Here is a 14720-nt window from a genome sequence, read left to right as displayed (position 1 = left end):
CGCCCGGTCGGGAGCCCTGGGCGCGGAGTGGTAGGAACGCGGCGTCCGGGTGTGCGAGGCGCAATCTGTTAGCGATAACAGAGCAGCCGCGCACCCGGACCCGCCTCTGATCCGCGCGGTTGGGAGAAAAGCATGTCTGAAGTGACACGACGCAACGTCATCAAGGCCGCAGCGGCCGGCACCGGCGCCGCGCTGGTGCCGGCCGCCTGGAGCGCCGCCGCCCGCGCCGGCTCGGCGGCGCCGGCGCAGGTGCTCGCCGCGAACGACCTGGCGCTCTGGTACGACGAACCGGCCGGCACCGACTGGCTGCGCGCCCTGCCGATCGGCAACGGGCGGCTCGGCGCGATGGTGTTCGGCAACGTGGACACCGAACGGCTCCAGCTCAACGAGGACACCGTCTGGGCCGGCGGCCCGTACGACTCGGCGAACACCCGGGGCGCGGCCAACCTGGCCGAGATCCGGCGTCGCGTCTTCGCCGACCAGTGGACCTCGGCCCAGGATTTGATCAACCAGACCATGATGGGCAGCCCCGGCGGTCAGCTCGCCTACCAGACCGTCGGCGACCTGCGGCTCTCCTTCGGGTCGGCGAGCGGGGCGACGCAGTACAACCGGACGCTGGACCTCACCACCGCCACCGTCACCACCACGTACGTGCTGAACGGTGTCCGGTACCAGCGGGAGGTCTTCGCCAGCGCGCCCGACCAGGTGATAGTGCTCCGGCTGACCGCCGACCGGGCGAACGCGATCACGTTCTCCGCCGCGTTCGACAGCCCGCAGCGGACCACCGTGTCCAGCCCGGACGGCGCGACAGTCGCGCTCGACGGCATCTCCGGCTCGATGGAGGGGGTCAACGGCTCGGTGCGGTTCCTCGCGCTGGCCAACGCCGCCGTCACCGGCGGCACGGTGAGCAGCTCCGGCGGCACGCTGCGGGTGTCCGGCGCGACCAGCGTGACGGTCCTGATCTCGATCGGCACCAGCTACGTCAACTACCGCACCGTCAACGGCGACTACCAGGGCATCGCCCGCAACCGGCTGAACGCCGCCAGGAGCGTCGACGTCGACCAGCTCCGCACCCGCCACCGCGCCGACTACCAGGCGCTGTTCGACCGGGTCACGATCGACCTGGGCCGCACCGCCGCCGCCGACCAGCCCACCGACGTACGGATCGCGCAGCACGCGAGCACGAACGACCCGCAGTTCGCCGCGCTGCTGTTCCAGTTCGGGCGGTACCTGCTGATCTCCTCGTCGCGGCCGGGCACCCAGCCGGCGAACCTGCAGGGCATCTGGAACGACTCTCTCACGCCGTCCTGGGACTCGAAGTACACGGTCAACGCCAACCTGCCGATGAACTACTGGCCGGCCGACATCACGAACCTGTCCGAGTGCTTCCTGCCGGTCTTCGACATGGTCAAGGACCTCACCGTCACCGGCGCGCGGGTCGCCCAGGCACAGTACGGCGCCGGTGGCTGGGTCACCCACCACAACACCGACGCCTGGCGGGGCGCGTCGGTGGTGGACGGCGCGTTCTGGGGCATGTGGCAGACCGGCGGGGCCTGGCTGAGCACGCTCATCTGGGACCACTACCTGTTCACCGGCGACCTCGGCTTCCTCCAGGCCAACTACCCGGCGCTCAAGGGCGCCGCCCAGTTCTTCCTCGACACCCTGGTCGCCCATCCGACGCTCGGCTACCTGGTGACGAACCCGTCGAACTCGCCGGAGCTGGCGCACCACGCCAACGCCAGCGTCTGCGCCGGACCCACGATGGACAACCAGATCCTGCGCGACCTGTTCGACGCCGCGGCCCGGGCGAGCGAGGTGCTCGGCGTCGACACCACGTTCCGGTCCCAGGTGCGTACGGCCAAGGACCGGCTGCCACCGAGCCGCGTCGGTTCGCGGGGCAACGTGCAGGAGTGGCTCGCCGACTGGGTCGAGACCGAGCGCACCCACCGGCACGTCTCCCACCTGTACGGGCTGCATCCCGGCAACCAGATCACCAGGCGGGGCACCCCGGCGCTGTACGAGGCCGCCCGCAAGACGCTGGAGCTGCGCGGCGACGACGGGACCGGCTGGTCCCTCGCCTGGAAGATCAATTTCTGGGCCCGGCTGGAGGACGGCGCCCGCGCCCACAAGCTCCTGCGCGACCTGGTCCGCACCGACCGGCTCGCGCCGAACATGTTCGACCTGCACCCGCCGTTCCAGATCGACGGCAACTTCGGCGCCACCTCCGGCATCGCCGAGATGCTGCTGCACAGCCACACCGGGGAGCTGCACCTGCTGCCCGCGCTCCCCAGCGCCTGGCCCGCCGGGCAGGTCGCGGGGCTGCGCGGCCGGGGTGGCTACACGGTGGCGCTGACCTGGAGCAACAGCCAGGCCGACGAGATCAGCGTCCGCGCCGACCGCGACGGTACGCTGCGACTGCGGTCCCGGCTGTTCACCGGCAGCTTCACCCTCACCGACGTCACCGACGGCAGCACACCGGCCACCACCCGGCCGGAGTCCGACGTCGTCGCGCTCACCGTCCGCGCCGGCCACACGTACCGGGCGGCCCGGCCCGGCGTGACCCCCTCGCCGACCGTGACAACGACGCCGACGTCCACGCCGTCACCGACCCCGACCACCAGTTCCCCGGCGCCGTCCGGCGCGCGTGCCACGTACGCGATCACCGGCTCCTGGTCGGGCGGCTTCCAGGCCGAGGTCACGGTGACCGCCGGCGCCACCGCGATCCGCGGCTGGACGGTGTCCTGGACGTTCCCGAACGGTCAGGTGATCAACCAGATCTGGAGTGGCACGCACACCCAGAGCGGCGCGAACGTCACGGTGCGCAACGTCGACTACAACGGCTCGGTGCCGGCCGGCGGCTCCACCACGTTCGGCTTCATCGGCACGGCCGGCGGCACCAACAACCCGCCGACGAACCTCACCTGCACGACCACCTGACCGCTGACGCGCCCCGCCGCGGCAACCCGGCCGGGGCGGGGCGTGCCGACGGTCAGGCCAGCAGCGTCTCGCGCAGCCGCGCGCCCAGGTTGAACTCGCCGACCACCCGGGGACCGGCCGGGTCGTACACGGCGATGCGGTGGTTGCGGCGCATCATCTCCCGCACCGCCGGCGGCAGCCGGGGCGGGTCGTCCATCGTCGCGAGCACCCGCGCGCCGGTGCCCATCAGCCGCTCCACCAGCGACGCGCTGTCGGTGTCCACACGCACCCGGCCGAACTCCCAGCCGGCCGTGGTCAGGTCGAGCACCTCGAACAGGCGCGTCACGAACGGCTGCGGATCGGTCACCTTGTCCAGCCGGTCGGCCCGCCCGCCGACCGCCGCCACGGCGCCGGCCACCTGCGCGTACGGGTGCAGCCCGCTGGGCAGCGCGCCGAGCGGCCAGCGCAGCGCGGGCCCGGCCTCCTTCCACAGGGGCCGGTAGTTGCGGCGGTGCACCAGCAGCCGCCGGCCGGTACGCCGGAACACCTCGTGCGCCTGGCCCAGCAGGTCGGCGTGCGCCTGGTCGGCGGCCTCGCAGACGATCCCGGCGGCCACCACGAGACCGTCGTCATCGGACAGCAGCCGGGTGATCGCGTCGGCCTGCTCCGGGAACCGGAGGCGGGCGTGCGCCCCGTAGGACTGCCGCACGTCCCGCAGCAGCTCCTGCTGACGTGTCGGGTCCAGTTCGACCCGTCCGCCACCGAGCAACCGCTGGAGCCAACCCATCGCGCCTCGCTTCCGTCGCCGTCTGCGGACCGGGCAATGCTAGTTCGTCGGCCGATGCTCGTATGGTGACGGGGTGACCGATCGATCCCTGACCCTGATGGCGGTGCACGCGCACCCCGACGACGAGGCGACGAGCACCGGCGGCATCCTGGCGCGCTACGCGGCCGAGGGCGTGACCACTGTGCTCGTTACCTGCACCGACGGGGGGTGCGGCGACGGCCCCGGCGGAACCAAGCCGGGCGACCCCGGGCACGACCCGAAGGCCGTGGTCGAGATGCGCCGCGCCGAGCTGGCCGCGAGCTGCGAGGCGCTCAAGGTGACCCACCTGGAGACGCTCGACTACGGCGACTCCGGGATGATGGGCTGGGCCACGAACGACGCGCCCGGCGCGTTCTGGAACACGCCGGTGGCCGAGGCGGCCGGCCGGCTGGCCGAGCTGATCCGGCGCTACCGTCCCGACGTCGTCGTCACCTACGACGAGAACGGCTTCTACGGCCACCCGGACCACATCCAGGCCCACCGCATCACCATGGCCGCCGTCGAGCAGACCGGCATCCCGGCCAAGGTCTACTGGACCACCGTGCCGCGCAGCGCGTTCCAGCAGTTCGGCACCGTCATGCGCGAGATCGGGGTGGAGTTCCCCGAGCCGGAGGCGACCGACGAGACGCCGGCGCTGGGCCTGCCGGACGACGAGATCACCACCTGGGTCAACACCAGCGGCTACGGCGGGCAGAAGTTCGCGTCGCTCGCCGCGCACGCCAGCCAGGCGGAGAACATCTTCTTCCTGCGCCTCGGGCAGGAGCGGTTCACCGAGCTGATGGGCATGGAGACGTTCGTGCGGGTGCGGGACACCACCGGCGCGCCGACGCCGGAGGACGACCTGTTCGCCGGGCTGCGCTGACCGGGCGCGGGCCCGATCCGGCGTGTCGTCGGCCGGGCCGCTCATCTCAGGCCGCGACGGTCTGCGCGGCCAGGTGCGCGAGCACCACGCGGACGTCGCCGCCGGTGTCGGCCATGACCTGACGTTGCCGGGTGGCGCCGGTGCCCTCGCGGCGTACCCGGTCCGTCTGGCGCCGGACCAGGTCCAGGTCGCCGTGGCGGGTCAGCGCGGGCGTGACGATGTCGAGCATGTCGTCGACGAGGTCCCAGGCGGGCCGGGGCCGCCCGGTGCGCAGATCGACCAGGTCGCCGTCCACGCCGTCGTGCGCTGCCCGCCAGTGTGCGGCGGCGACGAGGCAGTCGCGGATGCGCTGGGCCGGCACGCCGTCGCGGATGTCGTCGATCGCGGTGGCGACCAGCGCCCGGACCAGCCCGGCGATCAGGACGGTGTCGTCGACCGTGGGGCAGACGTCGCCGACGCGGATCTCCACTGTGGGGTACGCCGCCGACGGCCGGGCGTACCAGTAGACCATCGCCGCGTCGAGCATGATGCCGGCGGTGATCAGGTCCCGGACCGTGGCGTCGTAGTCGGCGGCGGAGTGGAAGTGCGGCGTCGGCCCGATGCTCGGCCACCGTTCCAGCTGCATCGAGCGCCAGCTGGCGTGCCCGGTGTCCCGCCCGTCGTGCAGCGGTGAGTTGGTGGTGAGCGCCTGCACCACCGGCAGCCACGGGCGCAGGTGGTTGCAGACCTGCACGGCCAGTTCCCGGTCGGGTACGCCGACGTGCACGTGGCAGCCGCAGACCGCGGGGTCGTGCGCCACCGGGCCGAACCGGCGGGACATGTCGTGGTAGCGCTGCTCGTCGGGCACCGTGCGGTGGACCTCGCAGACCGGCGTGGCGCCGACCGCCACCAGTCGCGCCTCGGCCGCCTCGGCCGCCTCGGCGGCCGCTCGCCGCAGCGTGACCAGGTGCTCGCGGAGCCGGCCGAGGTCGGGGCTGACCGGGGTCACCATCTCCACCATGCTGTGCCGGAACTCCTGCCGGCTCTGCTCGCGTGCGGTCCCGGAGAGCGCCTCGCGGACCCGGTCGGCGACCGGCATGCTCTCGCCGGTGACCGGGTCCAGCAGCAGGAACTCCTCTTCCACCCCGAGGGTCAGGACGGTGGGGATCTCCGGTGTCGGGGTGGTGGCGGTGGTGGTGGGCCGCGGCCTCACCGACGGCTCCACCGGCACGGAACGGTCGGCAGCTCGTCGTGAGGCGGGATCATGTCTCGACGGTACGAGGGCGGAGGCCGGCCCGAGGCCGTTTTCCGCCGACCACCGCCCCCACGGGTGGCGGCACGCAGAGCGGCAGAATGACGAGGTGACCTCACCTGGTGTCTCATACGGCGACCTCGACCTGCTTGCCGACGCCGGACGCTGGCACGACCTGCTGAGGTTCGCTGCCACAGTCGAGGCGGGGCCGGTCGACCAGCGGCGGGAGACGGCCCACGTCGTGGCATTGGAAGCGCCGGCCGGGATCGCCGCCGCCGCAGCCGAACTGTTTCCCGACGACGACAAGGGCGTCCCGGGGCCCCTGTGGGAGGTGGTAGCCCAAAACCACACGTGGCGAGAACTGACCCCACATCTGGCCGACCCACGCACGCGGCATCTGACAGCCCACACTCGCGTGCTGCACGGCGAGGATCTCCGGGCGGCCGCCGACCTCGATCCACAGCTGCTCGATGCCCCGCTGTGCCTTCAGCCGTGGGAAGCCGCCAACTGGTACAGCACCTTGGACATCCCCGAGTACGACCGGTCCGGCAGCTCGGGATGCACCATCTGGGCCTGTCCAAGCCAGTTGGCCGACCCGAAGCCGCTACCTGTGACCACTGTACGGCCGGCACCGCACACCGCGGTGGCACTCCTCGACGGCCTGTCACCGGCCACGCAGGCGTACGCGTTCCACGGCACCGCATGGGAAGCGGCCTCGATGGTGGCCACCGACCGTGCCAGGATGCCCAGGGGTCAACGGTGGCAGGGCCTGCGGGGCCGCGAGGGATCACAGGTTCGCTTCGCCGATGTCTACCCCAGCTTGGTGCACCTGGCCACCGGCGAAGGGCCTTACGCGCGTCGGACCGGACAGGCGCTGGGACGGACAGCTCTCTGGAAGGCACTCGCCGCCATGGCTGACGTGACCCCTGCCGCAGGTCCGGGCAGCGTCAGCGCGCTTGTCAAACGTCTGCACTGCGTCGTCTGGCAGGAGCCCGACGACGAGATCTGGTACCTGCACCTGGCGATGGAAGACCCTGCGCAGGGCATCGCCTGGGTCATCACCGGCAACGCCTTCGACTGACCGGACAACGCCGTCAGCGCCTCGAAGCAGCGGCCATGTCGGCTATGAGCCGAGCATGACCGCCGTCCGTGAGGTCTACCAGCCTGTACCCGAGATCAGCAGTGATTCTGTTGATCCAGGTCAGCGCCGTGTTCGGTCTCAGCAGTCGTAGTACATCGCGAACTCGTGCGGCGTGGGCCGCAGGCGTACCGGGTCCACCTCGTTCGTGGTCTTCCAGTCGACCCAGGTCGAGATCAGGTCGTCGGTGAAGACCCCGCCGTCGAGCAGGTAGTCGTGGTCGGCCTCCAGCGCCGCCAGGGCCTCGGTCAGGGAGCCCGGGACCTGCTTGACGTCGCCCCACTCCTCCGGCGGGAGGTCGTAGAGGTCCTTGTCGATCGGCGCCGGCGGCTCGATCTTGCTCTTGATGCCGTCGAGGCCGGCCATGAGCATCGCGGAGAAGGCGAGGTAGACGTTCGCCGACGGGTCGGGGACCCGGAACTCGACGCGCTTGGCCTTGGGGTTGCTGCCGGTGACCGGGATGCGGGTGCAGGCGGAGCGGTTGCGCTGGGAGTAGACCAGGTTGACCGGGGCCTCGAAGCCGGGGACGAGGCGGCGGTAGGAGTTGATGGTGGGGTTGGTGAAGGCGAGCAGCGAGGGGGCGTGGTGCAGGAGGCCGCCGATGTACCAGCGGGCGGTGTCGGACAGGCCGGCGTAGCCGGTCTCGTCGTAGAAGAGGGGTTCGCCGCCGCGCCAGAGGCTCTGGTGGGTGTGCATGCCGGAGCCGTTGTCGCCGAACAGCGGCTTGGGCATGAACGTGGCGGTCTTGCCGTGCGCCCACGCCTCGTTCTTGATCAGGTACTTGAAGAGCTGGAGCTGGTCGGCCGAGTGCAGCAGCGTCGAGAACCTGTAATTGATCTCGGACTGGCCACCCGTGCCGACCTCGTGGTGCGACCGTTCCACAGTGAACCCGGCATCGACCATCCGGCGGACCATGCTGTCGCGCAGGTCGGCGTAGTGGTCGACCGGGGGCACCGGGAAGTAGCCGCCCTTGTAGGCGGTCTTGTAGCCGCGGTTGCCGCCCTCCTCGATCCGGCCGGTGTTCCAGGCGCCCTCGATCGAGTCGATGTAGTAGAACGACTGGTGGGCGGAGGTCTCGTGGCGGATGGAGTCGAAGATGTAGAACTCCGCCTCCGCGCCGAAGTACGCGGTGTCGGCGATGCCGCTCGCCGCCAGATACGCCTCGGCCTTCTTCGCCACGTTGCGCGGATCCCGGGAGTACGCCTCCCTGGTGAACGGGTCGTGGACGAAGAAGTTCAACGCGACGGTCTTCTGCGCGCGGAACGGGTCCACGAACGCGGTCGCCACGTCCGGCAGCAGCAGCATGTCCGATTCGTGGATCGACTGGAAGCCGCGGATCGACGAGCCGTCGAAGGCGAGCCCGTCGCTGAACACGCTGTCGTCGAACGACTCGACCGGCAGGTTGAAGTGCTGCATCACGCCGGGCAGGTCACAGAAACGTACGTCGACGAACTTCACGTCCTCGTCGGTGAGGTATCGCAGGAGTTCCTCGGAATTGGCGAACACACGTCCTCCTGGCAGGCGTCGTTGATCCTGGCCACGTCCCGTGGCCGGACCGCCCGGGGACATGGCCCGTACCGCCACCGTACGACGGCGCGCCGTGCCCGGCTCGCCAACCGCCCATCCGGGTTTCCTACGCCACAGGCCGGGTAGTCGCGGTACCCGGCGGACCGCCCGGGGGAGACGACGCGGCGGGAGGTTGGCATGGTGGGTGCTCCGCGACTGACCGGTGGGCGCTGAGATGTGCGGGATCAGCGGTGAGGCCAGGTTCGACGGGGTCACCCCCGACACCGACGCGGTGAACCGGATGACAGCGGCGATGCGCTCACGCGGCCCGGACGGTGAGGGCGCGTGGGACGACGGCTGGATCGCGCTGGGGCACCGCCGGCTGACAGTCATCGACCTGTCCGAGGCCGGCGCGCAGCCGATGGTCCGCGACGACCTCGGCCTGGCGCTCGTGTTCAACGGCTGCGTCTACAACTACCCGCAGCTGCGCGACGAACTGCGCGCCGCCGGGCACACGTTCCACAGCACCAGCGACACCGAGGTGATCCTGGTGGCGTACGCGCAGTGGGGGGAGCGGTTCGTCGACCACCTGGTCGGCATGTTCGCCGTGGCGCTGGTGGACCGGCGTCGCCGTCGCCTCGTGCTGGCCCGCGACCGGCTCGGCATCAAACCGCTGTACCTCGCCGAGTCCCCGGGCCGGCTCCGGTTCGCCTCCACGCTGCCGGCGCTGCTGGCCGGAGGCGACGTCGACACCGGCATCGACCGGGTCGCGCTGCACCACTACCTGTCCTGGCACTCGATCGTGCCGGCCCCCCGCACCATCCTGCGCGGGATCCGCAAGCTGCCCCCGGCCACCGTGCGGGTGATCGACGCCGACGGGCACAGCCGCGAGCGCGTCTACTGGCGGCCCGAGTACCGGCGCGACCGGGCCCACGACGGCATGGACGCCGCCGACTGGCGGGCCGCCGTCGGGGACGCGCTGCGCACGGCCGTACGCCGCCGGCTGGTCGCCGACGTGCCGGTCGGGGTGCTGCTCTCCGGCGGCCTCGACTCCAGCATGATCGTCGCGCTGCTCGACGGTGCCGGGCAGCACCACCTCCAGACGTTCAGCATCGGGTTCGACAGCCGCGGCGACGAGGCCGGCGACGAGTTCCACTACTCCGACCTGGTCGCCCGCGCGTTCGGCACCGACCACCACCGCATCCAGCTCTCCGACGGCGATCTCGGCCCGGCCGTACGCGCCACCGTGGCGGCCATGACCGAACCGATGGGCAGCCACGACGTGGTGGCGTTCCACCTGCTCTCCGAGCAGGTCGCCCGGCACGTGAAGGTGGCGCAGTCGGGCCAGGGCGCCGACGAGGTGTTCGCCGGCTACGGCTACCACCACCGGCTCGCCGACGCGGCGCGGGAGAACGCCGCGGCCGAGTTCACCGCCGCGTTCTTCGACCGCGATCACGCCGAGCTGAACCGGGTGGTCGACCCCGCGTACACCTGTGAGCGCGACGCCAGCGGCGAGCTGGTCGCCGCGGACCTGGCCGCGCCCGGCGCGCAGACCGCCGTGGACGCGGTGCTGCGCCTGGACACGCACCTGATGCTGCCCGACGACCCGGTCAAACGCGTCGACAGCATGAGCATGGCCTGGGGACTGGAGGTGCGCACGCCCTTCCTCGACCAGGACCTGGTGGCGCTCGCCGCGGCCTGCCCGCCCGAGCACAAGCTGGCCCAGGGCGGCAAGGGCGTGCTCAAGGAGGTGGCCCGGGAAGTGCTGCCGGCCGAGGTCATCGACCGGCCCAAGGGCTACTTCCCGGTGCCGGCGCTGCGCAACGTCGACGGGCCCGTGCGAGAGTTGGTGGTCGAGGCGCTCAGCGCGCCCGAGGCACGCCGGCGCGGGTTGTTCCGCCGGGAGTACGTCGACGAGCTGCTGGCCGAGCCGGACCGGGCGCAGGCCGCCGCCGGCAGCAACAAGCTGTGGCAACTGGGCCTGCTGGAGTTGTGGCTGCAGTCGCACGGCGTGAGCTGAAGGGCCGCCCGGCCCGGGGCGGCGAGAGGAGCATGGTGAAGTTCGTCATCGAGAGCGAAGCCGACGGCACCGTGGGGTTCACCGTGGTCGGCGGCGACGGGCGGGTGCTCGCCACCGGGCAGCCCTGCCCGGACAAGGGCGCGGCGCTGGCCGCGGTGGGTGAGCTGATGCACGGGCTGGGTGAAGCCTGCATCGAGGACCGGACGGGGGCGACCGCCGGGCCGGTGGCCGGCACCCGGACCGAGATCGGCGACGACCTGTCCGACATCGGCCGCTCCGGCATCCCGCCGGTCTGAGGCTGCTTCCGTGGCCGCCCTCCGGGGCGGCTGGAACCCGCCCGGTCGGCCGGGCGGGTTCGTGCGCTCACTGCTCGTCGTCGAGCACGTCCGTGTGGCCGTCGCGGGTGACGGTGGGCGGGAGGTGCTCGTCCGGCTGGGGCGCCTCGGCCAGCGTGTGGTGCGGGTCGCCGTCGGGCGAGAACAGCACCCGATCGGTCTTGCGGGTCTTCTCCTGCTCCTCCTCCGGCTCAGTCACCGCGTTCTCCCTCCGCTCACCGGCGCCCCGGGCAGGCCACCTCGCCCCACGCTATGCGCCGGACGGGCCCCGGGAGCGGGTTTCCGCCCGACGGCCGCCCTGCGGTCATAGGTCCGGCCGGTGGCGGTCCGAACCGTGCGGTCGACTGAGGCTCGCGCACGCCGTCGTGGCCGGCGTGCCGATGTCCGACGCCAACCCCTGATCGTCCCGCCGCGTCGGCCCTTGGTCGTCCCGCCGCGCTAGCCGTCGCCGTCACGGAGAGTAGCGCCGAAGCTGCGCCCGCATGGTTCACCTCGGGCCACTTTGCTCTGCAGTCATCGACGCGGCGGTGACTCACGGCTACCGCTGCGTATGAGGCTGCAGAGCAAAGTCGCCGAAGAGGCAACAGCCTCGCCGACGACTGATCGAATATTTTTCCTGCTCAGGTGTGGTGCGCCCGGAAGGGTGGTGCATTCGCCGAGGAAACCGCCTCTCACTCACTGTGACGAGGTGCTGGATGGGGTCGAGGTGACGGAAAGTCACGCCCTCGGTCCGGACGCGGGGCGCTGAAGGCGGTGAAGCGGCAGCCGGATAAGGGTCAGGCAGCCCGCCAGTCGCGCACCAGGGCGGCCACGGTGGCGTGCCGCGCGTCCGGGTCGGCGCGCGTGGCCCGGTCGACGACCGCGCGTTCCGCGGTGGTGCCGCGCCAGCCGGACGGGCCGTCGAGCAGGTGGTGCAGCGTACGGCCGAGCGCGTGCACGGTGGTGCGCTCGTCGATGGTCGCGCCCCGGGTCAGCTCCTCCGGCGACAGGTAGCGGCGGGACCCGGGCAGCCGGTCGGAGTCGAGCACGAACGCCCCCGGCCGGTACTCGTCCAGGTCGATCAGCCACATCCGGCGGGCGTCGAAATCGTAGAGGAAGCAGCCGTCGTAAAGGTCGACAGCCACGTACCCGGCCGCGCTCACCGCCACGTGCGCGTCGAGGATCGCGTCCAGCGCCGCGCGTACCTCGGCGAGCGGGAGCCGCTGGAAGCGGGCCAGCCCGGCCCGGTCGCTGCCGTGGACGGTGGCGTGGTTGAGCACGACGCCGTTGCGCCACGGGTACACGACGGTCGGGCCGTCGGCGCCGTCGCGTACCAGCTCGGGCCGCACGAGCGCGGGGTGCCGGACCGCGGCGTGCAGGCCCAGGGCGCGGGTCAGCGACTCACGCGCCGCAGGCGTCGCGGCCCGCTTGACGAACCAGCGCCGGCCCGCCGCCTCCACGCCGTAGGAGACGCACCCGGAGTCCTGGTCGCCGAAGACCACGAACGCGGCGGCCGGGTCCAGATCCCACACACGTCGAGGCTACGACGAAGCAGGACCGCGCCGGCCGCCGGAGTCAGTCCACCACCTCGATGACGTCGGCCGGCGCGCGGCGCGGCGCCGGCGGCAGCTCGGCCTCCGGGCCCCAGCCGACGCGCACGATCAGGTACGGGCTGCCGATGCCGGCGAGCAGGTCACGCATCATCCGGCGCGGCCAGGCCAGCTCGACGGCGTCGCTGAGCGGCGCGCTGGCCAGCCCTTCGGCGGTGGCGGTGAGCAGCAGCGCCGACAGCGCCTCGCCGCCGCGCAGCCAGGCGGCGGGCTCGTCGCCCTCGCCGAACAGGATCAGGTACGCCGCGCCGCGGTCGAAGTCCGTGCCCGCGCTGAGGCCGGCCGCCCCGCCGGGCGCGTAGTCGCGCAGCGGCACCCGCCGTGGGGAGGGCCGCACGGCGGTGGCTGCGGGCACTCCGTCGCCGCTGCCCGCCGGCCGGTTGGTCCACCGGTTCAGCTCCTCCCGGTACGCGGGGTCGGCCAGCTCCGCCTCGGCGGCGCGGCCGGTGGACACGGCGAGCATCGGCATCTGGTCCGGCCGGACCACGTGCAGGTGGGCGCCCTCGGCTTCGACGGCGTCCCCGAGCCGGGCCAGCACCGCCTCCGGCACCGGCCGGTCGCCGTACGCCCGCCGGTCGGTGCGACGGCGCGGGATCGCGTCGACGAGCCGGCCCGCCGGCACGTCCAGGTCGATCGGGCCGGTCGTGCGGATCCGGGCCAGCAACGACGGGTCGGACGGGTCGGGCAGCCGCTCGACCACCGCCGCCCAGCCGAACGCCGCCAGCGACACGCGCGCGTGGTGCAGGGCGGCGCCGCAGCTCAGCATCAGCAACCGGCCGTCCGGGTCGGTGTGCGTGAGCTGCCGATCCGGGTCGCCGCGCAGCTCCAGCGCGTCCGCGGTGATCCGCCAGCGCCAGGGCTGGGTGTTGAACACCGACGGGGCGTGCAGGGACTGCCGGGCGGCCGCCTCCAGCACCCGTACCCTCGGGTCCTGGCCGGTGCGGGTCGGTGTGCTGTTCATGGCGGCCCTCCTGGTTGCTCGTCCCCTTCCGACCCTGCCCGCCGCCGTCGCGGGCGGACAGGGCCGGAGGTCCCGGCCGCACCGGGCCGTGCGCCCCGGCGCGGCGTCAGGCGGCGTCCGGCTCCGGGGGTACGGCCAGCGCGATCGTGAGGTCGAGGACGGCGGCGGGGTCGAGCAGCCGGTCGCCGAACAGCTCGCGGAGCTTGCCCATCCGGTAGCGGACGGTCTGCGGATGCACGAACAGGTCGGCGGCCACGTCGTCGCGGCGTCCCTGGTGCAGCAGCCACGACCGCAGCGTCTCGGCCAGCCGGTGCGCGGTGGCCGGGGGTAGCGCGGCCAGCGGCGCGAGGGCCTGCGCGCGCAGGTCGGCCAGGGCCTCCGGGTCCATGCTGAGCAGCAGCGTGGCCAGGTGACGCTCGGTGTCGACAGGTCCGGCGTCCGGCTCGCCGAGGCCGAGCGCGAGCGCCCGGGTGGCCCGCTGGTACGACGCGGCGACCCGGTGCCAGGGGCGGGCCGGGCCGAGCACCGCCCGGTGCCCGTGCAGCAGCCGGGTGAGCTGGCGGCGCCGGCCGCCGTGCATGTCCGGCACCAGCAGTACGGCCAGCTCCTCGACCGGGTTCATGCCGGGCAGGTCCTCGCCGCTCTCCAGCGTGTGCGGGCTGAGCAGCGCCAGCACGGCGCGCAGGTGCCGGCGGGGCAGCAGCACCACCGTCAGCGTCTGCGGCGGCGGCCAGTCGGCGCGCTCCGCGCTGCGCCGCAGCGACTCCTCCGGCTCACCGGCCAGCAGCTGCTGGGTGAGCCGTTCCAGGCTGCGGCGGCGCATCCGGCCGGCGCTGGCCAGCTCGTCGGCGTGCCCGGCCACGCTCGCCGCGGACAGCTCGTCGATGTACGCGAACATCAACTCGGCGAACTCGGCCACCGTCTCGGCGGCGAGCCCGCTGCGCACCGTCGTGGTGGACACCTCACGCCAGGCCACCCGGGCGCCCACCCGGTACGCGGCCAGCAGCGCGTCCATGCTGCGCCCCGAGCGGGCCTCACCGCTGCCCAGCGCGTACGCGGCCTCCAGCGCCGGGGCCAGGGGAGTGCTCGGGTCGAACGCCTGGGTACCCTCGATGAGCTGGAGGAACGTGCCGAGCGCGATGCGTACCGCGTTTTCGATCTTCGCCCGCATGGCGCCGGTGAGTGCGCCGGAGTAGTCCGGCACCTCGGCGGTGATCGCGGAGACGGTCCGTTCGGCGACCATCGGCAGCCGGCCGCGCAGCGTCGCGGCCATGCCGGCCTCGAGGTTGAGGTGCGCGGCGCGCTGCCCAGTGCCGGCCTCCAACGTCATGTTGTT

General features: G+C 72.7%; 12 protein-coding genes. 5 read left to right on the top strand and 7 right to left on the bottom strand.

The features are described from left to right. The first annotated feature begins 132 nt into the window (after positions 1–132). Complete coding sequence (locus HA073_RS13190) at positions 133–2937, top strand: glycoside hydrolase N-terminal domain-containing protein (protein WP_166456504.1); 2805 nt, start codon at positions 133–135, stop codon at positions 2935–2937. A 52-nt stretch (positions 2938–2989) separates the two neighbouring features. Here HA073_RS13190 and HA073_RS13185 read toward each other — a convergent pair whose 3' ends face one another. Next, positions 2990–3703, bottom strand: coding sequence for a hypothetical protein (locus tag HA073_RS13185; protein ID WP_043324727.1), 714 nt, complete (start codon positions 3701–3703; stop codon positions 2990–2992). Positions 3704–3776: 73 nt separating this feature from the next. Between HA073_RS13185 and HA073_RS13180 the strand changes: the two genes are divergently transcribed. Beyond that, positions 3777–4604, top strand: coding sequence for a PIG-L family deacetylase (locus HA073_RS13180; protein WP_113974268.1), 828 nt, complete (start codon positions 3777–3779; stop codon positions 4602–4604). A gap of 46 nt (positions 4605–4650) precedes the next feature. Here the strand turns inward: HA073_RS13180 and HA073_RS13175 are convergent, their stop codons facing one another. Beyond that, the gene (locus tag HA073_RS13175) at positions 4651–5796 is read right to left on the bottom strand and encodes a glutamate--cysteine ligase (protein WP_113974466.1); all 1146 of its coding nucleotides are present in this window, start codon (positions 5794–5796) and stop codon (positions 4651–4653) included. A gap of 148 nt (positions 5797–5944) precedes the next feature. Here HA073_RS13175 and HA073_RS13170 point away from each other — a divergent pair, with 148 nt between their 5' ends. Then, a complete protein-coding gene (locus tag HA073_RS13170) occupies positions 5945–6916 on the top strand; it encodes a hypothetical protein (protein WP_113974266.1) in 972 nt (323 codons plus the stop codon). A gap of 138 nt (positions 6917–7054) precedes the next feature. Here HA073_RS13170 and glnA read toward each other — a convergent pair whose 3' ends face one another. Further along, complete coding sequence (gene glnA, locus HA073_RS13165; protein WP_166456503.1) at positions 7055–8479, bottom strand: type I glutamate--ammonia ligase; 1425 nt, start codon at positions 8477–8479, stop codon at positions 7055–7057. A 235-nt stretch (positions 8480–8714) separates the two neighbouring features. Between glnA and HA073_RS13160 the strand changes: the two genes are divergently transcribed. Together HA073_RS13160 and HA073_RS13155 are read left to right on the top strand one after the other, a co-directional pair. Continuing rightward, positions 8715–10499 (top strand): N-acetylglutaminylglutamine amidotransferase, encoded by a 1785-nt coding sequence (locus HA073_RS13160; protein WP_166456502.1) that lies wholly within the window; start codon positions 8715–8717, stop codon positions 10497–10499. 32 nt (positions 10500–10531) lie between these two features. After that, positions 10532–10795, top strand: coding sequence for a hypothetical protein (locus HA073_RS13155; protein WP_205797169.1), 264 nt, complete (start codon positions 10532–10534; stop codon positions 10793–10795). 67 nt (positions 10796–10862) lie between these two features. Here the strand turns inward: HA073_RS13155 and HA073_RS13150 are convergent, their stop codons facing one another. The 4 genes from HA073_RS13150 to HA073_RS13135 form a co-directional block, all read right to left on the bottom strand. Next, a complete protein-coding gene (locus tag HA073_RS13150) occupies positions 10863–11033 on the bottom strand; it encodes a hypothetical protein (protein ID WP_013285860.1) in 171 nt (56 codons plus the stop codon). Positions 11034–11610: 577 nt separating this feature from the next. Further along, positions 11611–12345 (bottom strand): serine/threonine protein kinase, encoded by a 735-nt coding sequence (locus HA073_RS13145; RefSeq protein ID WP_166456501.1) that lies wholly within the window; start codon positions 12343–12345, stop codon positions 11611–11613. Between the two features lie 43 nt (positions 12346–12388). Further along, positions 12389–13384 (bottom strand): Acg family FMN-binding oxidoreductase, encoded by a 996-nt coding sequence (locus tag HA073_RS13140; RefSeq protein WP_166456500.1) that lies wholly within the window; start codon positions 13382–13384, stop codon positions 12389–12391. Positions 13385–13490: 106 nt separating this feature from the next. Continuing rightward, positions 13491–14714 carry a CdaR family transcriptional regulator gene (locus tag HA073_RS13135; protein ID WP_166456499.1) on the bottom strand — a complete coding sequence of 408 codons (1224 nt, stop codon included), beginning with the start codon at positions 14712–14714 and terminating at the stop codon, positions 13491–13493. Positions 14715–14720: the final 6 nt, after the last annotated feature.

It is taken from the genome of Micromonospora sp. CMU55-4 (genome assembly GCF_011602315.1).
Lineage (GTDB): Bacteria > Actinomycetota > Actinomycetes > Mycobacteriales > Micromonosporaceae > Micromonospora > Micromonospora chalcea.
Note: the sequence above shows the minus strand (reverse complement) of the source record. Positions and strands in the feature narration are given on the sequence as shown.

Bases quoted from the DNA above. Each gene is read 5' to 3' on its own strand.
- HA073_RS13190 (WP_166456504.1), top strand. From the start codon at position 133: ATGTCTGAAGTGACACGACGCAACGTCATCAAGGCCGCAGCGGCCGGC.
- HA073_RS13185 (WP_043324727.1), bottom strand. From the start codon at position 3,703: ATGGGTTGGCTCCAGCGGTTGCTCGGTGGCGGACGGGTCGAACTGGAC.
- HA073_RS13160 (WP_166456502.1), top strand. From the start codon at position 8,715: ATGTGCGGGATCAGCGGTGAGGCCAGGTTCGACGGGGTCACCCCCGAC.
- HA073_RS13155 (WP_205797169.1), top strand. From the start codon at position 10,532: ATGGTGAAGTTCGTCATCGAGAGCGAAGCCGACGGCACCGTGGGGTTC.
- HA073_RS13140 (WP_166456500.1), bottom strand. From the start codon at position 13,384: ATGAACAGCACACCGACCCGCACCGGCCAGGACCCGAGGGTACGGGTG.
- HA073_RS13135 (WP_166456499.1), bottom strand. From the start codon at position 14,714: ATGACGTTGGAGGCCGGCACTGGGCAGCGCGCCGCGCACCTCAACCTC.